Origin of the sequence: Streptomyces sp. NPDC008079, from assembly GCF_042957385.1 — a bacterium.
Taxonomy (GTDB): Bacteria; Actinomycetota; Actinomycetes; order Streptomycetales; family Streptomycetaceae; genus Actinacidiphila.
Genome location: NZ_JBIBIC010000025.1, coordinates 1 through 22362 on the forward strand (window position 1 = coordinate 1; position 22362 = coordinate 22362).

At 69.3% G+C, this 22362-nt stretch carries 17 protein-coding genes and 2 pseudogenes; 7 read left to right on the forward strand and 12 right to left on the reverse strand.

All coding sequences use genetic code 11. The features are described 5' to 3' along the window. Window positions 1-239 precede the first annotated feature (239 nt). Window positions 240-1690 (forward strand): annotated as a pseudogene (locus tag ACFZAM_RS34090) (NF041680 family putative transposase). Between the two features lie 9 nt (window positions 1691-1699). On the opposite strand, the gene ACFZAM_RS34095 reads toward ACFZAM_RS34090, so the two are convergent. After that, window positions 1700-1885 carry a transcription termination/antitermination protein NusG gene (locus ACFZAM_RS34095; RefSeq protein WP_391051714.1) on the reverse strand — a complete coding sequence of 62 codons (186 nt, stop codon included), beginning with the start codon at window positions 1883-1885 and terminating at the stop codon, window positions 1700-1702. Window positions 1886-2105: 220 nt separating this feature from the next. On the opposite strand from ACFZAM_RS34095, the pseudogene ACFZAM_RS34100 reads away from it, so the two are divergent. Together ACFZAM_RS34100 and ACFZAM_RS34105 are read left to right on the forward strand one after the other, a co-directional pair. After that, window positions 2106-2872 (forward strand): annotated as a pseudogene (locus ACFZAM_RS34100) (transposase). A gap of 517 nt (window positions 2873-3389) precedes the next feature. Continuing rightward, window positions 3390-3866: a Pycsar system effector family protein gene (locus ACFZAM_RS34105; protein ID WP_391051717.1), complete on the forward strand. Its 477-nt coding sequence runs from the start codon at window positions 3390-3392 to the stop codon at window positions 3864-3866. 2406 nt (window positions 3867-6272) lie between these two features. Here the strand turns inward: ACFZAM_RS34105 and ACFZAM_RS34110 are convergent. The 10 genes from ACFZAM_RS34110 to ACFZAM_RS34155 all read right to left on the reverse strand — a co-directional run bounded on the left by ACFZAM_RS34110 (window position 6273) and on the right by ACFZAM_RS34155 (window position 17611). Further along, the gene (locus ACFZAM_RS34110) at window positions 6273-6515 is read right to left on the reverse strand and encodes a hypothetical protein (RefSeq protein ID WP_355343450.1); all 243 of its coding nucleotides are present in this window, start codon (window positions 6513-6515) and stop codon (window positions 6273-6275) included. A gap of 1340 nt (window positions 6516-7855) precedes the next feature. Continuing rightward, complete coding sequence (locus ACFZAM_RS34115) at window positions 7856-8437, reverse strand: dihydrofolate reductase family protein (RefSeq protein ID WP_391051722.1); 582 nt, start codon at window positions 8435-8437, stop codon at window positions 7856-7858. A 173-nt stretch (window positions 8438-8610) separates the two neighbouring features. Then, window positions 8611-9144 (reverse strand): AAA family ATPase, encoded by a 534-nt coding sequence (locus ACFZAM_RS34120; protein ID WP_391051725.1) that lies wholly within the window; start codon window positions 9142-9144, stop codon window positions 8611-8613. 917 nt (window positions 9145-10061) lie between these two features. Beyond that, the gene (locus tag ACFZAM_RS34125) at window positions 10062-10430 is read right to left on the reverse strand and encodes a VOC family protein (RefSeq protein WP_391051727.1); all 369 of its coding nucleotides are present in this window, start codon (window positions 10428-10430) and stop codon (window positions 10062-10064) included. 116 nt (window positions 10431-10546) lie between these two features. Further along, on the reverse strand, window positions 10547-11719 hold the full coding sequence (nagA, locus tag ACFZAM_RS34130; RefSeq protein ID WP_391051730.1) for an N-acetylglucosamine-6-phosphate deacetylase: 1173 nt from the start codon (window positions 11717-11719) through the stop codon (window positions 10547-10549). Continuing rightward, entirely contained in the window at window positions 11716-13185 is a 1470-nt protein-coding gene (locus ACFZAM_RS34135) for a glycoside hydrolase family 3 N-terminal domain-containing protein (RefSeq protein ID WP_355343465.1), read from the reverse strand. The genes nagA and ACFZAM_RS34135 overlap by 4 nt, the downstream gene beginning before the upstream one ends. 65 nt (window positions 13186-13250) lie before the next feature. After that, window positions 13251-14093 (reverse strand): carbohydrate ABC transporter permease, encoded by an 843-nt coding sequence (locus ACFZAM_RS34140; RefSeq protein WP_355343469.1) that lies wholly within the window; start codon window positions 14091-14093, stop codon window positions 13251-13253. Then, window positions 14090-15064 carry an ABC transporter permease subunit gene (locus ACFZAM_RS34145; protein WP_391051734.1) on the reverse strand — a complete coding sequence of 325 codons (975 nt, stop codon included), beginning with the start codon at window positions 15062-15064 and terminating at the stop codon, window positions 14090-14092. Before ACFZAM_RS34145 ends, ACFZAM_RS34140 begins: the two co-directional genes overlap by 4 nt. 22 nt (window positions 15065-15086) lie before the next feature. Continuing rightward, window positions 15087-16373 carry an extracellular solute-binding protein gene (locus ACFZAM_RS34150; protein ID WP_391051737.1) on the reverse strand — a complete coding sequence of 429 codons (1287 nt, stop codon included), beginning with the start codon at window positions 16371-16373 and terminating at the stop codon, window positions 15087-15089. 5 nt (window positions 16374-16378) lie between these two features. Further along, window positions 16379-17611: an ROK family protein gene (locus tag ACFZAM_RS34155; RefSeq protein ID WP_391051739.1), complete on the reverse strand. Its 1233-nt coding sequence runs from the start codon at window positions 17609-17611 to the stop codon at window positions 16379-16381. A 514-nt stretch (window positions 17612-18125) separates the two neighbouring features. Here ACFZAM_RS34155 and ACFZAM_RS34160 point away from each other — a divergent pair. After that, a complete protein-coding gene (locus ACFZAM_RS34160; RefSeq protein ID WP_391051742.1) occupies window positions 18126-18932 on the forward strand; it encodes a tat (twin-arginine translocation) pathway signal sequence in 807 nt (268 codons plus the stop codon). 48 nt (window positions 18933-18980) lie between these two features. On the opposite strand, the gene ACFZAM_RS34165 is transcribed toward ACFZAM_RS34160, so the two are convergent. Next, window positions 18981-20483: a SulP family inorganic anion transporter gene (locus ACFZAM_RS34165; RefSeq protein ID WP_391051744.1), complete on the reverse strand. Its 1503-nt coding sequence runs from the start codon at window positions 20481-20483 to the stop codon at window positions 18981-18983. A gap of 431 nt (window positions 20484-20914) precedes the next feature. Here ACFZAM_RS34165 and ACFZAM_RS34170 point away from each other — a divergent pair, with 431 nt between their 5' ends. The 3 genes from ACFZAM_RS34170 to ACFZAM_RS34180 all read left to right on the forward strand — a co-directional run bounded on the left by ACFZAM_RS34170 (window position 20915) and on the right by ACFZAM_RS34180 (window position 22358). Continuing rightward, window positions 20915-21319, forward strand: a complete 405-nt coding sequence (locus ACFZAM_RS34170) for a MerR family transcriptional regulator (protein ID WP_355343487.1) — start codon at window positions 20915-20917, stop codon at window positions 21317-21319. Window positions 21320-21501: 182 nt separating this feature from the next. Further along, a complete protein-coding gene (locus ACFZAM_RS34175; protein ID WP_188282846.1) occupies window positions 21502-21825 on the forward strand; it encodes a multidrug efflux SMR transporter in 324 nt (107 codons plus the stop codon). After that, window positions 21822-22358 (forward strand): TetR family transcriptional regulator, encoded by a 537-nt coding sequence (locus ACFZAM_RS34180; RefSeq protein WP_391051748.1) that lies wholly within the window; start codon window positions 21822-21824, stop codon window positions 22356-22358. Before ACFZAM_RS34175 ends, ACFZAM_RS34180 begins: the two co-directional genes overlap by 4 nt. The last annotated feature ends 4 nt before the right edge of the window (window positions 22359-22362 follow it).

Below are 22362 nucleotides of genomic sequence, written 5' to 3' on the forward strand. Positions count from 1 at the left end.
AACAGCGAGGCGATCCCCGCAAGTTCGAATTCTGACCTGGGAAAACGCCAAGGTTCCAACGATGTTCCTGTCATGAACGACTCACAAACAGGCACTTAACTTGTGCTTTATCCACCAGGCTCGAACGATGCCTCGAACGTGATCGCTCCTCCGGGTGTTCGCCCGGCGTGGGCACGGCCTTCGCCTGATCATGTGCTCCGACCAAGGACGCACCTGAACTTGACGAAGGCCGTGGGGTAATGAGTCTGCTGCACCACGATGTCCAGCGGGAGCCGTTTGCTGAAGCGTCGCACTTCCGGGAGGAGTTCTTCGCGTGTCTGACCGCGCGGCGTGACGCACTGTTCGAGCTCGCGGACGCGTTGTTGTGTGCGGACGGGCCGGTGACGGCACCGGTGGACCTGACACTGGTGGCTGAGCATCGCCGTGGGCACGGTGCTATGTACGGCGCGCTCAACCGTGGCCGTCTCGACGCGGTTCGGCTGCGGCGGACGCTGGCTGCGCTGTCCCAGCCGAAGGCCGCCGACGACCGGCTCGTCCTGGCCGTGGACGTGAGCAACTGGCTGCGGCCGGACGCCGGGTGCAGCGTGGACAGGCTGTTCTGCCACACCTTCGGCCGCGGCCGCGACCAGCACTTGATGATCCCCGGCTGGCCGTACTCGTTCGGCGCCGCGCTGGAGGCGGGCCGCACGTCTTGGTGCCAGCTGCTGGACGCGCTGCGGCTCGGCCCCGAGGACGACGTCGCCGAGGTCACCGCCGTCCAGGTCCGCCGTGTCGTCGAGGACCTGATCACCGCCGGCCGCTGGCGCGAAGGCGATCCGGACATCCTGGTCGTCTTCGACGCCGGCTACGACGCTCCGCGCATGGCCTACCTGCTCGACGGACTGCCCGTCGAGGTCCTGGGGCGGATGCGCTCGGACCGCGTCATGCGCCGGCCGACACCACCCAGCTGGGTTACTCCCAGGCCTATCCCCGGGGCGGACGGTATCCGAAGCACGGCAAGGAGTTCCGCTTCGCCAAGCCCGAGACCTGGGGTGAGCCGGACACGGCGACCGTCCAGGTCACCGACCGCTACGGCACCGCGAAGGCAATGGCCTGGGACCGCCTCCACCCCCGGCTCACCACCCGCTCCGCCTGGATCGACCACGACGGCGAACTCCCCATCATCGAAGGGACGTTGATCCGCCTTGAAGTCGACCACCTGCCCGGCGGCGGAGATCCGCTGCCGCTGTGGCTGTGGTCCTCCGCCACCGGCCTAACCGGCGCCGACGTCGATCTGCGCTGGCAGGCATTCCTGCGGCGCTTCGATCTGGAACACACGTTTCGCATGATCAAGCAGACGCTCGGCTGGACCCGGCCGAAGCTCCGCACCCCCGAAGCAGCGGACCGCTGGACCTGGTTGATCATCGTCGCGCACACCCAGCTCCGTCTCACCCGGCCACTCGCCGAGGACATTCGCCGCCCTTGGGAACGACCGGTGAAACCAAACAGGCTCACCCCGGCCCGGGTCCGCCGGGGGTTCAGAAACCTCCGCCAGGCGCTGCCCTGCCCGGCCCGTGCGCCGAAACCCACCAGGCCCGGCCCCGGCAGGCCACTCGGCTCGAAGAACCAGCGACCCGCCACCCGCTACGACGTGGGCAAAACCATCCGACGCCCCGAAACCATCAGCGAACGCGACCGGATCAGACCCTGAGGAGCAAGATCAGGCGACCCTCACGACATCCGACAAGGGGATATCGATCCTGGTCACGTCGCCGAAGATGTCCACGGTCAACTCGACACGGCCACGAACATGGTCAACAGCCACGACAGAGCTCGTGAAGTCTGTGAACGGTCCCCCGGTGATCAGCACGTCAGTCCCGACCTGGATGTCCATCTCGTGGGACACACCAGCCCCCTTTACGCTGCTACTTCGATCAGCCAGTGCTGACAGAAGCCAACCTACCGTCGGCGGTACAGCACCGAACGGGGTTGGGGGCAAGCTGCGATCTGACCGTTGGTTAAAGCACAAGCTTTAAGGTGCCGGGGGCAACCGTACGACCCCAGAAAGTCCAAGGCGAGGGTCGCAGTCGGGCGGCGATATACGGGGCCACCTCTACGGTCCTGGTGTGGCTGGTGTGATCACGGCGTCGGAGCCGTCCTGGATAGGCCCGTTCACCGGGCTGAGCCCACGCTGCTTCGGCAAGCCGGTAACCGTGGTACGGCGCGAACAACAAGCAGTGCCACAGCGGGGCGCCCGTGGAGCCTTCCCCTGGAGGATCGCATCCTCCTGGTCACGGCCTACTGGCGCACGAACCTGACGATGCGCCAGCTGGCCCCGCTGTTCGGCATCTCCAAGTCGGCCGCGAACCGGATCATCGACCACCTCGGCCCGATGCTCGCGCTCCAGCAACGCAATAGGTTCCGCAAGGACGCCGTCCTCATCGTCGACGGCACCCTGGTGCCCACCCGCGACCACACGATCGCCGAACAATCGAAGAACTACCGCTACTCCACCGCCCACCAGGTGGTCATCGATGCCGACACCTGTCTGGTCGTCGTGGCGGGTCGGCCCGTACCCGGCCACCGTCACAACTCCCGTGGCTGGGAGGAATCTGGGGCCAAGGCCGCCGTCGGCACGACGATGACGATTGCCGACGGCGGCTCTCAGGGCACTGGTCTGGTTATCCCGCACCGCCGCCGCAAGGGTGAGGAACTTCCCGACTGGAAGCAGGAACACAACCGGTCCCACAAACAGGTCAGGGCCCGCGTCGAGCACACCTTCGCACGCATGAAGGGCTGGAAGATCCTTCGTGATTGCCGCCTCAAGGGCGACGGCGTCCATCACGCCATGCTCGGCATCGCCCGTCTGCACAATCTCACCCTCACCGGATAGAGAAGGGACGATGCAGCGCCACGCTACGCCCTCATCGACCTCAAGATCATTACGGGACAGCCCTTAGTCACGACATTCTCTGTCAAACTCCAGCAGTGCAGCTCAGAGCCTCGGCTTCCTGGGCAGCCAGATGCCTAGAACTACACCATCCCAAGTCAACAGCCATACCAATGCCTTGTAGCCCAAGCCTCAGCACTCAAGGCCAGCAAGCTTCAGATGTTGCAACTACACAGAAGATCGACAGCCCGGGACAGAAGCCCCCCACCCGGATCTCGCCCTCCCCTGTAACACCAGGGTGCGCGTGCCGCCGTCAGCCGTGGCCGAACCACGACGCCGCCCGGACTCCCGCAGGCAGCGCCGACCCGGGTCGCTGACAGACGGCCGGGGACATCGATGAACTCTCGCAGGCGCCAGTGCAGGACGGCTCGGTGCGCCGTCGAGAACCCGCTGCGAAGGGGGCCGCCCGGAACCGGTCAGGGGTATACAGGCGTCATCAGACGCGGCAGAAGGAGCACTCATGGGTCAACCCGGGCTTGATGTTTCGGAACCGTTGTCGGGCAACTTGGATTCGGCTCTCAGAACCACCGCCGTCGAACTAGCTCGCGGAGAGACGAAGGCGAGCATTCTCCTTGCCATTAACAGCGTTGTACTGGGCTTCGTCGTGACGAACTTCGACAGTGGCCAGCCCACTGCTGTGACCGTCACCGGAGCCGTTGGTGCGGGCTTCCTCCTCTTAGCCACTGTCACCTTGCTCATAGCGGTCCGCCCGAACGTAGTTGACCGTTCGGGTACCTCGCTGGGCTGGTCGCGGTGGAGAGCAATGGACAGCGACGAGTTGCGCCTCCACCTGGCCGTCGAGAGACGGGCGGAGACGATCGTCTTCTTGTCCCGTATCATCAGCTCAAAATTTCAGATGCTGCGGCGCGCAGTGAACCTCATCCTGGCCGGCGTCACTCTGGTTTCCGCAGCAGGATTGCTGAGCCTGATCCTCTGATGACCGTCGGCCAGAGCCCCTGCGCAAACACGCACACCACCGGCGGCAACGCCCGGAGCAACCCCGGGAAAGCACAACTGGCGATCGGCCGGGACGGAAACTGGCAGTGAGGATCCCGCGTGCAGGCGCGGAGGGGGACACGTGGACAGCCGGAGAGCCTGCGGGTGAACATATGCAGGTCAGCCAACCGAGAGACGCACCGGACAATATCCTCCTCGCAGCGTTCACCGACGACATGCTCACGGTTGAACGGGTCAACATCACCGATCCCGAGACCGCGGCTGACGTCGTTCACGATTTCCTACTCACTGCGCGGACAGCGGGGCACCCTATCTCAGCGCCTGAGCCTGCCGGGCATCGCCCCGGGCGCCGCACGCCGCCGCCTCGGACAAGCTTCGCGGGAGGCCAAGCCCCTCTCTTCCCCACAGACGTCACACTCGAACCCACCGGCGAAGAGACAGCCGAACGGCGCTTCATCAACAGCGAACGGTCTTCCTCAACGGCTACGGAGCCGCTCACTGGATCCGCGACTTCCGCAAGTCCCCCACTGAAGCCACTGATGCCTCTTGCTTTCGGGGAGAGACCGCGGCTCTTGAAGCGACTGTGTGATCTCCACCCAGCCGATGCCCTCCAGGCCGTCCTCCTGCCGCTCCCGAAAAATCCGCCGACAGCACTGGTGGAGCCGCAGATCGCCGCCCCGGACGGTGCCGCGCAGGATCTGGCGCAGCTCCTCACACGCTGGGACGACGCATCCGCCACGTCCTGCCCGACAGCAGATTCTGCATCCACCGCCCCCGGAAGACGGAGGACGCGGATTTCCGAAGCGCGCCCCGGAGGCGATCGGGATCATGAGCCAGCCGTCTTGGAAATGACGGGTGGCCAGACACGGGCTCAAGTTCCGGGAATGCAATGGGAGGTTCTCCACGACATCTGGTCGAATATCCACTACGGCTATGCCGGACGCAGTGCCGAGTTCATCCGACGGGCACCGAAGGAAGGCCAGCAACTCCCCGGAACCGGTCACACCGACCCTGGAGACCTGGCCGTGAGCGATCTGGGCATGAACCCGCGGGACGGCAACGGGAGCAGGACTCACCTTCACGGAGTTCGATAAATCGCTTTTGCACTTCATGAGAATCAACGCCACCGCCGGGTTCGATCAGATCAAATATGCCGGGCGGTGAACACACGAAGAGCGGCCGCCATGGCAGGAGCCGTCGCAGTTGCCGTACTGGTCACAGCGGTCATTGTCCACAGGGCAGCCGGCGGCGACAGCGGACAGCGGCGTGACATGCTTTTGCCCGCACTGCGCGGGCCCGGCAATTGGAGCGGTACCGCGGCACGTGACTATGCGATCGACGAATCGGTTTCTCGAACCTGGAACCGGGGGCCAGACGATTTCACCGAAGTGGTCTACGGGTTCGCATCCGAGCCGACAGCAAAATAACGGGACTTCCGTTCATCCCCACCAGAGAAAATGACCCCGGACGCTTACGTAAATGCCAGCCCGTACGATATCGGCTTACGCTCCGAGGGCGCAGACCAAGCGCAATTCACATGCGGTGAGCGGGAGCAGGACGAGTGCGTGACCCGGTGAGCGTGGCTGCGCTTCAACGGCGTCAACATCACCCTCAGATACAGGCACGGCCCCACCGGCCCCTACGCCCTCAGCGACAGACAACTCGCCACCCTGGTCGACAACGCCACCACAGATCTGCCGGCACCCGCACGCTGAAGAATGCATCTGGCTAGCCGGTACGCCGCCGGAGCCTGCCCGCTCTCCGGGCCGCCCTCACGAAAGAACCCCGCGGGACGCACCCGGGAGTTCCCGCCCGGACCCCCACCGCCCCGGACCTTCCGAACCGCTGCGGACGGCCTACGAGCAGACACTCACCGCGGCATACCGGCAGCACCCCTCCGGCCGGCGTCAAGAGCGCTCATCCGGTGCCCGTCTCCCGCGCCCGGCGGCACCACGACGGTCTTCGGAGTGCGCGCGGACGACAAGCATGCCGTGCCCGGCGCCGTAGATGTTTCCGCCCAGCAGCAGACGGCCCCCGCCGGACCAGACCACCAACGGCGATGGCCGTGCCGCCAAGGCCGGCAGTCCGGCTCGGGCACGGCATCCCAGGTGAGCAGGCGCGCGCCCCGGGCCTCGGCATTCCCGATGCTGCGGGCCGGGGCACGGAGCAGGTCACGCGGGCCGGCAAGGGCGGCGAGGCAGCAGAAACACGACAAGCCCGGCAAGGGCGCGGCGCAGACCGCTGGGGTCGCGGCCCATCGGGCCGGCCGCACATTCACCGGCCTCCCACCTCCGGCCGGCCAGGCGTCGAGCAAGGCAGCCCCGTACCCGCATCACACCCGCCTGCCCCGCCCCCGCGCACACAAGGGGCGGGGCAGGCACGACAGTCAGGAAGAAACGGGGTGACCTCCGTCGCCCTCGATGACGGTGCGTCCCGCTTCCCCCGCACCGGGCTCTTCAACGATAGTCACGTCCACCGCGCCGTCACCGGTCGTGTCGAACTGATAGAGGTCGGGCTTGCCGTCACCGGTGGTGTCGGTCATCCATACGTCGGGTTTTCCGTCACCGTTGGTGTCGACACTGAGGAGGAGGTGGTCTTCGGCGGGTGTTCCAGTCGTCTCATCGGCCATAGCGGCCGGATGCCCCCGCACCTGACCCCCAAACCGCTGGCGAACCCCCGGGAAACCACGGGGAAGGACGCACCGCAGGACTCCGTCACCCTCCACGGCAGCAACGTCAACCCGGTGGACGGCAAGATCCGCTCCGGCACCATCGAAACGGTCTACCCACCACGCTTCCCCCTGCGCCCCGCGGGGAGATCGCCAGCGTAGCCGACGCCGCCCGGCAGGACGTCCACACCCTCAGGAACCGCGACGAGGCCCTGGGGGTGGTCCGACACCTGCACCCACGCCCAGCACGCCCTGGCACCCAAGCCCGCCGGCCAACAACCCGCGCACAGCCGCAGACGATCCGCCGGCAAAGGGCACCCGCCCCGTAGTGCGGAACCCGACAAGAAACGCACAACGGCCACACAGCGGACAGCGGCCGGGCGCGCATACCGGCCCCGGCCCACCAGTTCGGACTGTCGGGCCTGGAGGCGCCGTCGTTCCTGCCGGAGAGCCACGCGGGCACCGGACAGCACCGCCGCCTTGGCCCCGAGTCGTTCGACGGACAGCGCACCGTGCACACCCAGTTCGGCACGCAACGCATCCCGGAGCAGATACACCGCACCGGACGAGGACCCCGCGAACCACCGCTTCGCCCGAACAAGCCGCGCGTCCGCACGGCAGACAGGCCCTCCTCCCGAGAGAATCAGCCGCAGACGCCGGACTAGGCGACAGCCGGCACCCACGCACCGGCCGACCGTTTTGCCTATCTCGAGAACCGCCGCGCCGAGGACCATCCGGGGCCCGGACGTACCGGTCGTAACGCACCTGCCGCGCGGCACCGACGGCGTCCGCGACCACGGACTCCTCACCCCTGACAGCAAACACCACGTCCCTGCCCCAGCGCGACACGCCCGGACAGCCGCACTGAGCCCGGCATAAAGTTCTCGGTTGCTCTGAACGGCCTGGCCCTCCCCCAACGCGCCCAAGGACACCAGACCGCACGCTACCGCCGAGAGGCCTCCAGTCCCCACCACCCCGGCCCGACACCGAGCCGGGCCCGAGCTCGGGCCCGGGAAGCCCAAATCCGGCGCCCGGGAAGCCCAGCTCCGCGCCCGACCAGACGAGCCCGTGCCTGGAGGCGCCGAGCGGGCCGGGCCAGGCTGGTAGCCCCCGCTGTCCTGTGACACCGAAGCTCGGGCGCGTGCCAACACAATTGGACCGGGAGTCGTTCGCGTCAGCGGGGTTCGAACCGCCGCAGGTCAACTCCCGGCATTGGGGACCGCATTGTGTCTGGCCACGAGGGGGGCGCCCTGTGTGTGTTCGATCGCGGTGGACTTCTTCGCGGAGTCCGGTTAGGTCGGTCAGCGGCGCACCTGATAGCGCAGGTGAAGGACGCGGTTGCCCTGGATTACCACGTCAGGGTCTTCCAACAGGTGCTGCGTGGGGGCCGAACCGAAGTAGCGCTTGCCGGAGCCGAACACGACGGGCACGACGTCCATGCGGACCTCGTCGACCAGGCCGGCGGCAAGCACCTGGCCACCGACGTCGCCGGCGGCGACCTCGACCAGGCGGTCACCCGCGAGCTCCTGTGCCTTGGCCACGGCTGCCTCGACGCCGCCGACGAAGTGGAAGGGCGCCTCGGGGTCCCAGCCCTCGGGCATCGGCCGGTGGGTCACGACGACCACGTGGTCGATCCCGCTCGGCGGCTTCCCGTCCCAGCCGTCCGTCAGGTCGAAGACGTGGCGGCCGACGACGGTGACTCCGATCTGGTCCCAGTACGGCCGGATGTAGTCGTAGGACGCCTGCGACACCGTCAGCACGCCGCTCTTGTCCAGCGGGACGTCACCGCTGGACAGCCAGTCGAACAGCGGTCCGGGCTGGTCTTTGTCGTCGGCGACGAAGCCGTCCACCGACACCGAGCTGTACATGACCACCTTGCCCACGGGGCTCTCCTCTGCTGTTGGGATGCCCCAAAATTAGCGTGTCATGAACTGTCGCCTCCGGGCTCGCCGGAGCTTGATCCCAGTCAAGCCACAGCCCAGGGGGCCCGGCCTGCGCCGGCCCACACTCGCCGTAAGAGCCTGTTGCTGAGCCGGTCATGACATAGCGCGGTGCGTCAGGCTTCGGTGGCCTCGGTTGGCATCCCGCCGGAGCGATCAAGATGGTGAAGGAGCAGGGCGAGTGACTGCTGCGGGTCCTGTCCGGCGGTGTCGATGACGAGGTGTTCCCGGTTCCACGGCTCGTAGTCGCGGTTGAGGACCTGCTGCCAGTCGGGCAGGGGCAGGTCGGGGATGTCGATCGATCGTGTGGTCACGCGCTGGCGGTGCTCGGCAGGGTCCGAGCAGATGACTTCCACTTCGACGACGGGGACGGCCGCCCGGGTCCCCGCGCTCTGCCAGCTGTCGCGGGTGACCGCCATGGGGTTCACGGATTCCGCGATCACGGTCAGTCCTTGCCGGAGATGTTCCTCGGCCAGGGCGTATCCGATGACGTAGCCCGTCGGTCCGACGGGGTGCTGTGCCAGGCCCGAGCGGACGATGGCCTGTTCGATGGTGTCGATACGCAGGTGGACCGCGCCGATGCGCGCCGCAGCCAGCCGGGCCAGGGTGGTCTTGCCGGTGCCGGGGAGTCCGCCGATCACAATGAGCATGCCCCCATCCTGCCGGAGCCGGAAAGCCACGAAGCAGGCGGTGCCCTGGGAGCGCTGGTGCCGGACCGGGACGCTGACCCGACCCGTCGCGGCCGAGCCTCTCCTCCTCGCGGGCGAACTGCCGGGCAACGAGGTCACGGTCGGCGTACGGGGTGACGGCGGCGAGGACCAGGCCCCGGAGCCCGGCCCCTGGCACTCGGTGAGATCCGGGCGGGCGACGCAGCCGCGCCCACCGGGGAAACGGGCCCCTGTTACGTGGGCCGGACCGTGTGCATGCCCCCGGCCATCCGAATGCACCTACCGTTGTTGCCCACGCCCTCCCGGACCCAGATCCTGCGCACGCTGGAGGCATAGCTGAAGGACGTGTCCAGGGTGCGGCCGGCCCCCGCGACCTACACCCGCTCATCCCGGTCCCACCGTCGGCGTACGTGGCGCGGAACTGCACGCAGCCCCCCTAGCCCTCGCCCTTGGTGTCCGCGACGGTGACGCCGATCTGGACCCTGCCGCTGCCCAGCGGCGCATCCCTCCCCGTGCGTGGAGGCCCCCGCGACGTCCCCGGCCGTGCCGCCGGTGCCCCAGCCCCAACTCCCGCAGCCCGCGGCGGAAGCGCTCTGTGCGGGACCCACGATGAACGCCCCGCACACCAGAGCGAGCGCGCCGATCGACGCCGACGCGGCCTTGAACATCAGTGCTGTCATGCCCCTTTTCTCCATCAGGAGAATGCTGCCCCGGGGTCGTGGCGGCGCAGGGCGGACCGCACCGCCCGGCTTTCTGACACACTCACCGGCCGCCCCACCCCCTGACCCGCACAGATACCGCCCCACATCACGAAGCCACGGGACGCCGCACACAGCACCACCCACCGCGAATCAAATACGACAACCACCACCACAACAACAACACACCCCACAGCAGCCTCAGCACGCCGGGACCGGCTGGGTGAGATTCACCGGATTACCGTCAGGATCCAAGATGTGGGCGACGCGTTGCCCCCACGGCATGTCGGTGGGGCCGCCGCGGACCGAGCCGCCCAGCGCCTCCACCCGCCCGAGCGTCTCATCGACGTCGGCGACCCCGATGCTGAGCAGGATCCGCGGCGCCGCGGGCGTACCCGGGTCCGCCTTGGCCACCAGCCCGAGGTCGGTGTCGCCGATGCGCAAGCCGAGGTAGAAGGCCGGGCCTTCCGCCGGCTCCCGGAAGATCTCCTCAGCGCCGAACAACTGCGTATAGAAGCCGAGCAGAACGTCCTGGTTCGCGGTCACGATCACGGGCTGGATGGTGGACATGGCACTCCTGTCGAGAACGGTCGTGTCGCTCGGTAGACCGTTCGGCGACGGCGAACTCATCGGACCCAGCACGCGGGCACCCGGACCGGCACCGGGCGCCCGCCCACCGGACTCCCCTACCGGCCCGCGCCGCCGCCGGGCAGGACCGGGCGGCCCCCCAGCCAGACACGGGACGGGGACAGGGACGCGTCCAGCTCGACCAAGTCCGCCCGCAGGCCCGGGCGCAGGGCACCGCGGTCGGACAGGCCCAGCAGCCGGGCCGGGGTGGTGGACGACATGCGTACGGCGTCCGCGAGCGGCAGACCCACCGTAGTGACCGAGCGACCGAACGCGCGGGACACGAAGAGCGTCGAACCCGCGAGAGTGTCCGTGCCGCACAGCCGGGCCGCGCCTCCCGACACCGTCACCTCACGGTCCGCGAAACGGTACGTGCCGTCGCCCATGCCCGCCGCCGGCATCGCGTCGCTGACCAGGAGCAGGCGGTCGGCGCCTGCCGTGCGGTGGGCCAGGCGCACCGTGTCGTCGGCCAGGTGGTGGCCGTCGACGATCAGCTCGCAGCACAGCCGGGGGTCCAGGAGCGCCGCCGCGACGGGGCCCGGTTCCCGGTGGTCCAGCGGGGGCATCGCGTTGAACAGGTGGGTCACCGCGCGGGCGCCCGCACCGGCCGCCCGCGCGAAGACCGCCGCGGACGCTTCGGTGTGGCCGAGGCTGATCACGAGACGATCGGCGTACTCCCTGATCAGCTCCAGCGCACCGGGCAGCTCCGGAGCCACCGTCATCGACACCGCATGGCCCCCGGCCGCCGTCAGCAGCCGCTCGACCACCGCACGGTCCGGCGCCCGCAGCGCGTCCGGGCTCTGCGCGCCGCGGCGGCCCGGCGACAGGAACGGCCCCTCGAAATGGATGCCCGCCACGTTGGGCGCGGATCCGTCGTCGATGACCGAGGCGACCGCGCGCGCCGCCGCCTCCATCGCGGGCAGGGCGAGGCTGGCCACCGACGCGAGCATCGACGTGGTGCCGCGGGCGAGGTGCCCGGCCGCGGCGATCCGCACGTCGTCGGCGTTGCCGGTGTAGACCGAACGGCCCGCCCCGCCGTGACAGTGCGGATCGACGAACCCCGGCACGACCAGCCGCCCCCGCAGATCCACCACCGGCTCCGGCACCGGGGGCGGACCGCCCTCGCCCATGGCATGGATCAGACCGCCGCGGACCAGCAGCCACCCCGGTGTCACACCGCCGTCGGCCCGCACGAAGCGCCCGCCGGTCAGCACCTGCCCGCCGCCGGTCACCCGGCCGCCAGCAGCACGTCCACCGCTGCCCGCGCACACACCCCGGAGGCGCCGAACGTCCGCACCCAGCCGCGGAATCCGCCGAAGTCGTCGCCCGGCACGCCCATGTCGACCACGACGCACTCCGGCCACCGGGCCAGGACCTCGTCCAGGACCGGCCGCTGCCAGGGGAAGCGGTGCGGACTGCGGACCAGCAGCACGACGTCGGCGTCCGGCCCGAACTCGTCCAGGTACAGGCCGATCTCGGCCCTGATCACTCCCTCCGCGTTGTACGTGTCACCGGCCACCGCCACCGACTCCACCTCAAGACCCGCCGCCCGCAACGGCTCCGCGATCCCCCACGACGCACCGCCCTGAGCGGGCGAATGCGTCGGGTCCAGCCGGACCACCATCACCTTCCGGCCGCGCAGCACCGGGTCGCCGTGGACCTCGACCACCTCGCGCGCCAGCCGCGCGCCCACCGCGTCGTCGTGCACGGCGCCGGTCGCCCTGGGGCGCGTGCCGAGCTTGGCGATACGGGCGTTGGCCTCGCGCAGCCGCTCCTCCGGGAGCCTGCCGTCCTCGACCGCCGCGACCAGGGCCGCGGCTGCCGCGTCCACGTCATCGCCGAACGCCCACGCGCCCAGGCACAGCGCGTCCGCGCCCGCCGCGATCGCCCGGACCGACGCCTCCGGCAGCCCCGCCACATCGCTGATGCCGCGCATCTCCAGCGCGTCGGTGATCACGACCCCGTCGTACCCGAGCTCACCGCGCAGCAGACCCGTCAGAACCGCCGGGCTGATCGTGGCGGGCACCGTGTCGAGCTGCGTCAGCAGCACGTGGGAGACCATGATGCTGTCGACGCCCGCCGCGATCGCCGCTCGGAACGGGTCCAGATAGTGGTCGACCAGCTCCTGGCGGGAGAGGTCGACGGTGGGCGTGCCCAGGTGGGCGTCGGTGGAGCTCAGCCCGTGGCCGGGGAAGTGCTTGGCGCACGCGCTCACCCCCGCCGCCTGGAGACCCTCCACCCACGCGGCGGCGTGCCGGGCCACCAGGGTCCGGTCCGCGCCGAAACAGCGGATGCCGTTCGGGCTCAGGGGATTGACCGCGGTGTCGACGGCGGGCGCCAGGTCCCAGTCGATGCCGGCCGCCACCAGCGACAGCCCGATCTGGTACGCCGCCTCACGCGTCGACTCCGGATCGTCCAGCCGCCCCAGCGCGTGATTGCCGGGCACCGACGTACCCCCGTACGACTCCAGCCGGTTGACGTCACCGCCCTCCTCGTCGACGGACAGCAGCACATGCTCACGCAGGCCGTGCAGGTCGGACGTCAACTGCCGGATCTGCTCGGCGGAGGCGATGTCCTTGCCGAACAGGACGAAGCCGCCGAGTCCCTCCTCGACACGGGCGCGGGCCCACCGGGGCACGGTCTTGCGCCCCAGCGCGGGGAACAGCACGCCATGGGCAAGGCGTGACAGCTCGGTCATGGAATCCTCACTCCTTCGATCGGTAAGCCCTACAGCGAAAGCCGGTCCGGTACGCGGCACGCGGGTCATCCCTTGACCGCGCCGCTGGTCATCCCGCCGACAAGACGGCGCTGCACCAGCAGGAAGAAGACCAGGACCGGCAGCGAGAAAATGGTGGAGGCGGCGATCATCGCGCCGTAATCGACGCTCTCCGACGTCTTGAACGACACCAGCCACACCGGGAGCGTGTAATTGCCCTGCGATTTCATGATCACGTAGGCGAACAGATAGTCGTCCCACGCGTTGACGAACGCGAAGATGGAAGTGGCGACGATGCCCGGCATCAGCAGCGGCAGCAGCACCCGTACGTACATCTGGAACCGGCCGCACCCGTCGACCAGCGCCGCCTCCTCCAGTTCCACCGGGACCCCGTCCACGAAGCCGCGCAGCGTCCAGATCGTGAACGGCAGCACGAACGTCATGTACGTCAGCACCAGGCCGGGTACGTAATCCAGCGCGTTGATCGAGCGCAGCATCAGATACACCGGGATGACCATGGCCGCCGCCGGAATCATCTGCACCAGAACGAGGATCGCCAGCAGCACCTTCCGCCCCGCGAACCGGAAACGGGCGATGGCGATCGCCGCGAACAGCGCGATGACCAGCGACAGCACCACCGACGACAGGGTCACCGTCAGCGAATTGCGCACGAACACCCAGAAGTGCGGTTTGGCCAGGGCCCGTTGGAAGTTGCCCAGGCTGATCGGCCAGGGAATGAACTGCGGCACCGCGCTGAGGATCTTCCCGCGCGGCTTCAGCGCGGTGGCCACCATCCAGTAGACGGGGAAGAGCATCACCGCGGAGATCACCACGGCGATCGTGTTGTTGACGCTGCGGCGGCGCCGCGCGGGGGTCATGCGCATACTCATGCCGTCTCTCCCTGGTCGTCTCCCTGCTTCGCCGTCCTGCGGACGTAGGCGACGGAGAACACGGCGAGGATCAGTACGGTCACCACCGCGATCGTCGCGCCGCTGCCGTAGTCGTTGCGGCTGAAGGCGGTGATGTACGCGTACACCCCGAGCGTCGTGGTCTGCCCGTCGGGCCCGCCCTGCGTCAGCACCCAGATCGGGGTGAACGAATTCACCGACCAGATGACCTCCAGCAGAGTCAGGATCGCCAGCACCGGCCGCAGCACCGGAATCGTGATGTGCCGGAATGTCTGTAGCGTCCCCGCACCGTCCAGGCGCGCCGCCTCGTACAGCGACTCGGATATCTGGCCGCGCGCCGCGAAGAGCGTCAGCGCGACGAACGGCAGGCCCTTCCAGACCGTGAGCAGGATGACGAGCCCGAGCGCCTGGTGGGGGTGGGAGAACCAGTCGTACGCGGTGAGGTCTCCGAAGACCCGCACCTTGGTGAGCAGCCAGTTAGCGACCCCGTACTGCGGCTGGTACATCCACTGCCACACCAGCGTCGCCGCGACCATCGGCATCGCCCACACCAGGACCAGCGACACGGTCGTGACCACGCGGGCCCACGCCGAGACGCCGGTCAGCAGATGCGCGATCAGGAATCCGAGCACCATCAGCAGTGCCACGCACACCACGGTGAAGACCACCGTGCGCAGCAGGACCGAGCGGAAGTCCGCGTCAGAGAACAGGTGGGTGAAATTGTCGACGCCCACGAAATCGGCGTGCCCGGTGAACAGCGACCGGGGGCCGAAATCCTGCGTGGACAGCACCAGCAGGCGGAGCAGGGGATACCCCTGGATCAACAGCAGCGCGACAGCCGCGGGGGCGATCATCGCCCACGGCAGCAGACGCCGCCGGGCGGCGCCGCCCCGGGCCTGTGGCCGGGGGCGGACACCGGTCGGAGCGCGCCGGGCGCTCCGCTTTTCGGTCATTGCCATCGGGTTCCCCGAGGTCCTAGTGGAGCGAGTTGAATGCGTCGGTGGCGTGCTTGTCGTAGTCGGCGGACGCCTTGGCGATATCGGCGCCGCCCGCGATCTTCGAGAAGAACTGCTCGTTGTACCGCTCGGTCTCCAGCGTCGCCTCGCCCGGACTGCCCGGCAGCGGCTGGCTGATCTCCGCCGCCTTCGACGCGACGGTCAACTGCTCGGGAACACCGGTCGGGGTGAAGTCCGGCGAGATCGGCAGCAGATTGAGGGTGAGCGCCATCTTCTGCTGGAACTGCTTGCCGGTGATGATCCGCAGCCAGTCCTGCGCGGCCTTCTTGTCGGGGCTGTTGGCCGCGATGCCGATGGTCGAGCCGGACACGATCACCGGCATGGTCTTGTCCGCGGTGTAGCCCGGCATCGCGAAGAAGCCGATGTCGTCCTTGAGCGCGGGGTTCTTCTCCAGGACCGCCGCGGGCTCCCACGCCTTGACGTAGACCATCGCGGCCTTGCCGTCGGCGAAGAGCTGGTCCTGGTCGGGGCTGTCGGTGTTGACGCCGACCGAGGACTTGGTGGAGCAGGTGTTCTGGAAGGTGCGCCACGCGGCGAGGCCCGCCTGGTTGGCCGGTGAGGACATCTCGGCCTTCCAGGTGCCGTCCTTCTGCGTGGCGATGGTGCCGCCCTTGCCGAACAGGAACGGCATGCCGTTGAACCAGTACTGGCCCGGCAGGTAGAAGCCGGAGAAATTCGCCGTCTTCTTGTTGGCCGCCGCCAGCTTCCCGCAGTTCTCCTGGAGCTCGGCGACCGTCGTGGGCGGCTGCTGGATGCCCGCGTCGGCGAAGAGCTTCTTGTTGTACATGACGACCTTCGTGCCGCCGTAGAGCGGTGTGGCGTAGAGCTTGCCGTCGTACTGGGACGGGCCGGACAGCCCCGCCAGCCACTTCGCCGAGTTCTCGAAGCCGGCCTTCTCGGCGGTGAGGTCGGCGAGGCCCCCGGAGTACGTCTGAAGCGGGGTCTGCGTATTGCCCATCTCCACGATGTCCGGCGGATTCCCGCTGGCCAGCGCCGTGGTGATCTTCGTGGCGATGCCGTCCCACTGCTGGATCTGGACGTCGACCTTCATGTCGGGGTGCTGCTTGGCGAACGCGGCGTTGACGTCCTTAATGAGCGCGTTGTCACCGGGGCCGCCGGTCATCATCCAGACCGTCAGCTTGCCGTCGGAAGCGGCGTCCGCGCCGCCGCTGCCGCCACAGGCCGTCAGCGCGAGCGCCATGACCGGGACCGACGTGACCGCGTACCGCCACCGTGCACGGTTCATCCTTCTCACCTTTCTGCTGCTGGGGTGGGCTGGTCGCCCTGCGTGGTGCTGGTTGTGGGGCATGCGCCGAGCCGTTCGAGCACCAAGTGCCGGTCGACGTCGATGCCCGCGATGTGCTCGGCGCTGATGCCGAGCGACGTGTAGTGCCGGTCGAGGGAGGACGCCATGGCGCCGAGGAGCCCCGCGGAGTCCCCGAGGTCGGAGTGCCTGACCGCGCTGCGCACCCCGACGGTCTCCGCGACCTGGTCGCTGATGGCCGTGAGCGCGTCGGTGCCGAACGACTCGGAGAATCCGCCGGTCAGCACCACGGTCTTCGGCTCGTAGGCGAGCGCGACGATCGACACGAGGTGGGCGAGCGAGGCGTGCACCTCGGCGAGGAGATCGGCGTACGTCACCGGGTCGGCGAACAGTTCCTGGGCGCCGCGGACCTGTACGCCGCGGGTGGCGGCGTACGCGACCAGGTCCGCGCCGGACAGCAGATCGCGCAGCCGCTCGGCGCGGCCGGGCAGCGGGAGCCGTCCGAACTCACCCAGCAGCCCCTGCTCGCCGAGCAGGACTCGCCCGTCGATCGAGACCGCGGAGCCGAGGCCGGTGCCCATCGCCAGCAGGACCGCGGTCTCCCGGTCGGGGAGCGATCCGTACTGGAGCTCACCGAGCATGGCGACGTTGGAGTCGTTACCGACAGTAAGCGGAACTCCGACGAAGTCGGAGACCGCGTCGATGAAAGCGGTGCCCTTGATCTGGCCGAGATTGTGCGACGCGAGGACGGTCGTGCCGTCGCCGCTGACCACACCGGGCAGGCCGATCGTGACCGCCCGCAAAGGCGCGTCCTCCCGGTACCGGGTGACCAGGCCGGTGACCCGGTCGGCCACCCACCGGGCCAGCTCCTCGTCGGTCGCGCCGCGCGGAGTCGCGTCCCGGCTCCTGATCACCGCGCGGCCCAGCGCGTCGGCGACCACGACCCGGCAGTTGGTGCCGCCGAGGTCGATTCCGCAGACCAGAGCCGAGTCGGCGTTGAAACCGACCGCGGTGGACTGTCTGCCGGGGCCTTCGCGCACCAGTCTTTCGCCCTCGTGGACGAGCCGGTCCTCCATCAGGTCGTCGACGATCCGGAACACGGTCGCCCGGCTCAGGCCGGTGGTCGCGATCAACTGCTGACGGTCCATCTGGGCACCCGAGAGCAGCGCCGCCAGGACCGCGCTGCGGTTGGACGCTCGGGGTAGCGAGGTAGTTGCCACAATTCCTCTCAGGCTGAGATTAATTCGATGCGCTTACTGTAGCGACCAATCGGCGAACAGATCCAGACATGCGGATCACATTCCGGTAAAGCACGAGTGGTCACGGATGGTGACGGCTCCGGGGTGCGGCGGAGCCGCTGGTGCCGCGGAGGCGTGCGGGGTGTGTGATGGGCCCGGGGCCGGGGCGCGCCGCTGTGCGGGGGGAGTTCGCGGCCGGGCGGGAGCGCGTCGGGGGGCGCGGGGCGTCTGACGCGTGGAGCCAACGCGGGCCTGGCGCACCGCAGGTCGGCGTCGCCATGTACGCACGCGCACCGGGGAGACGTCCGCGCCGCCCGCGGAAGGGGGTTAACCCCACCTCGAGTTGGAGGCTGGCCCCACAGACCGGCGGGGCGCGGTCTCGATAGCTTCCGGTTGCGGGGATCGCGGAGGAGACGCGGCTCCCGGACCTCGCGCGGAACGGCGCACGCTCCTACTCGGGAAGATCTACATGAACAGCTTGGGACTTCTGCCCCGCTTGACCGCCACGCCCCGACGGCAGGCCGGGGCGCTGACCGCCTTGACCGGGGCGCTTCTGGTCGCCTTCTTCATCGCGCCGAACGCGCTCGCCCGCAGTTCGGTCAACACGGGGAACGTCGGCGACACGTTCCGCCGCGGGATGGTCGCCTACTGGGGCTCGGGCAGGGAGGGCTTTCCGGGCCAACTGGACGCGACGGTGAGCTTCTGGTTCCGCTTTCACGTGGTGAAAGCCGGTGTCTCGGCACTGCTCCTCGCCACCGTCGTGGCGCTGGGCGTCGTCCTGTGGCGCCAGGCCAGGCAGCGGACCGGCGGGCGCGTGGGACGCCTGTCCGTCGTGGCGCCCGGGGCCGTCGTCACGCTCCTCGGGCTCTTCGCCCTGGTGGCGCTGGTGGCCAACGTGCAGGGGGCGACGGCGCCGTTCGCCTCGCTGCTTCCCATGCTGACCGGGGGCGGCACGGACCGCGCACTCGACGGAACCCTGACCGACGTACGCAGGCAGCTCGCCGACTATCCCGCCGGTCAGCACTCCCCCGCGCTCACCGTCATGGTCAACGACTTCGCCGTCTACCACGCCGTCCTGGCCGCCATGGCCGCGCTCGTCGCGCTCGCGGCAGCGGTCGGATGCGTCCTGCTGTGGAGGCGGTCCAGGGCGGCGGCCGACGCCCGGTCGAAGCGCACGATGACGTTCGGCGTCGCCGCCGGCGCGGCGATGACGCTCATCGTGCTCGTCATCGCCTTCGCGAACGCCAGCAGCGCCGCGCACTCGCCGCAGGCGCTGGCCGACTTCTTCGCCGGCGGGTGGTGACCCGTCCGGGGCGACCGCCGCTGAGGTCGGCCGCCCCGGACACGCGTGTCACGTGCTGGTGAGTTCACCGGTGAGATTGCCGTGCATCTGGGCGCTGGCCCGGTTGAGGCCGACGATCTCCACGCTCTTGCCGCGGGCGGCGTACTTGGCGGTGACCGTGTCCAGGGCCGCGACGGAGGAGGCGTCCCAGATGTGCGCGTCGGTCAGGTCGATGACGACGGTGCGGGGGTCGGCGGCGTAGTCGAAGCGGGTCACCAGGTCATTGGCGGAGGCGAAGAAGAGCTCGCCGGTCACGGCGTAGACGACGCTGTCGCCGTCCGGGTCGGTGACGGCGGTGACCTCGGTGAAGCGGGCGACGCGGCGGGCGAAGATCACCATGGCGGTGATCGTGCCGACGACGACGCCGATGGACAGATTGCTGGTCGCGACGACGACCGCGACGGTCACGGCCATCACCACGGTCTCCCCGGCCGGCATCCGTTTGAGGGTGGCGGGCTTGATCGAGTGCCAGTCGAACGTGCCGACCGAGACCAGGACCATGACGGCCACGAGGGCGGCCATGGGGATGTGGGAGACGACCGGGCCGAGCACGATGCACAAGATGAGCAGGAAGAACCCGGCCAGGAAGGTGGACAGGCGGGTCCGCGCGCCGTTCTTGACGTTGATCATCGTCTGGCCGATCATCGCGCAGCCGCCCATGCCGCCGAAGAAGCCGGTGACGATGTTGGCGACGCCCTGCCCGATGGACTCACGGGTCTTGTTGGAGTGGGTGTCGGTCATCTCGTCCACGAGCTTGGCGGTCATCAGCGACTCCATCAGCCCCACCAGCGCCATCGCCAGCGCGTAGGGGGCGATGACGGTCAGGGTGTGGACGGTGAAGGGCACGTCAGGCAGTCCTGGCACCGGCAGCGAGGAGGGCAGTTTGCCCTTGTCCCCGACGGTGGGCACCGCGATACCGGCGGCGACGGTGACCACGGTGAGGATCACGATCGAGACCAGCGGCGCGGGCACCGCCCTGGTCAGCCGGGGGAAGAACACCATCATCGCCAGACCGGCCGCGACCAGCGGATAGACCTGCCAGGGCACGTCGTGGAGGTTGGGGATCTGCGCGGCGAACAGCAGGATGCCGAGCGCGTTGACGAAGCCGACCATCACCGCGCGCGGTACGAACCGCATGAGCGTGGCCACGCCGAGCGCGCCCAGCGCGATCTGGATGATCCCGGCGAGGATCACCGTGGCGATGAGGTAGCCGAGACCGTGCTGGCGGGCAACGGGAGCGACGACGAGCGCGACCGCGCCGGTGGAGGCGGAGATCATCGCGGGCCGGCCGCCGACGAACGCGATGACCATCGCCATCGTGCAGGCGGCGAACAGGCCGACCTTGGGGTCGACGCCCGCGATGACGGAGAACGAGATCGCCTCCGGGATCAGCGCGAGTCCGACGACCAGACCGGCCAGGACCTCGACGCGGAAGACCTTCGGGGACAGCCACGGGGGCGGGGGCAGAGCGCGCAGGCGCGCGGACGGGAACGGGAAGGAGGTCGGCAACACCGGGGTGACCTGTCGTGCTCGGGCGCGGCCGGTCGGGGCAGCGCGGTCGTGGGGCGCAGGGCCGGGACGGCGGTGCGCGGATCGCCCGTCGGCGCGGGCGGACGTCCGGGAGCGCGGCCGAGCCGCACGGCAGTTGGCGGAGGCGACTCAGTACGCTGGTGATGTCACGGCGGGCAGCAGGCGGCGTACGGCTGTGGCATGCGCACGCTTCGTCTCTCCTGCTCGCGAAATGAGCGGGGGCGTCGTCGGCCCCGACACGGCGGTGGGCGGACTCGACGGAGCCGCGCACCGTTGGGGAACGACGCACGTCGTCCTCAACAGCAGCGACTCTACCCTAACGTTAGGGTAGAGATGGGTTCAGGGCCGCACGGGACGCGGCGGTTCACCACCGGGGCGGCGTCCCGCGACGAGAAGGGGCCGAGAAGACGGTCGTGGGCAGCACACACATGCAGATCGGCGAGGTCGCCGAACGAACCGAGCTGTCCCTGCGGACGATCCGGCACTACGAGGAGGCCGGACTGGTCACCCCCTCCGCCCGGTCCCAGGGCGGTTTCCGGCTCTACACCGAGACCGACGTCGCCCGCCTCATGGTCATCCGCCGGATGAAGCCGCTCGGCTTCACCCTGGAGGAGATGCGCGACCTCCTCGACGCCACGGACCGGCTCGACGCGGCGGACCTCGCTCCGGGCGCCGAGCGCGACGCGCTGCTGGAGCGCGTCAGGGCCTACGAGCAGGCCGCCGTCCAGAAGATCCACGATCTGCGCGTCCAGTTGGCGCGCGCTGAGGACTTCGCCGCGACCCTCCGCGTACGCCTGGACCGCGCTCCCCGGCCCTGACCTCCCGTCACCGCCCGTCCGGACCCGGAGCGGTCCTCGCCGTGAGCGGCCCTCAGGAGGGCGCTCGCCGACCTCTGTCGCGCCGTTCGCGCGTCTTCTCGCCGGCGCCCGGGCCACGACGTGAGACCACCGAGTAGTACGTTTGTACTTGTACATCCGTACTACTCGGGAGGGCGTCCGGCGTGCCGTACGTATTGCTCGGTCTGGCCATCGTGGCGGAGGTGCTGGGCACCAGCCTGCTCAAGAGCACCGAGGGGTTCACCCGGCTGTGGCCGACGGTGGTGTGCCTGGTCGCGTACGCGGGCGCGTTCGTCGCCCTGGCGGTGGCCGTGCAGAAGGGGTTGCAGGTCAGTGTGGGGTACGCCGTGTGGTCGGGGCTGGGGACGACGCTGATCGTCATCATCGGGGCGCTCTTCCTGGGCGAGCCGGTCACGGCGGTGAAGGTGCTCGGGGTGGCCCTGGTGGTCGCCGGGGTCGCGGTGCTGAACCTCAGCGGTGCGCATTGACCGGGCGGCGCGATCCCGAGGGGCGTCGGCTGCGGATCACCGAGGCCGCGTGCCAGGTCATCGCCGAGTCCGGGGTGGACGCCGTCACGCACCGCCTCGTCGCCGCGCGCGCCGGGGTGCCGCTCGGCGCGACCACATACTACTTCGCGAGCCTGGACGACCTCACCGCCGCCGCGCTCCGCTACGCCGCCGACCTCTCGGCGCAGGAACTGCGCGCCTGGGAGACGGCTCTCCACGGCAGCGCCGACGTTCCGGCCGCGCTGGCCGAGCTGACCGCCGCGTATCTCGCCGACCGTCCCCGCGCCCTGACCGAGATGCAGCTCTATCTCGCCGCCGCCTACCGCCCCGAACTCCGCCCCGCCGCCCGTGTCTGGGCCGACGGCCTCACCGACATCCTCACCGCGTACGCCACCCCGCGAGCCGCGCGAGCGGCCGTCACGTACCTCGACGGCGCTCTCCTCCACGCACTCACCCGCGACGAGCCCCTGAGCGCGGCTTCGCTGTCGGCGACCCTCGCCGCCCTGCTCGGCTAGGGGG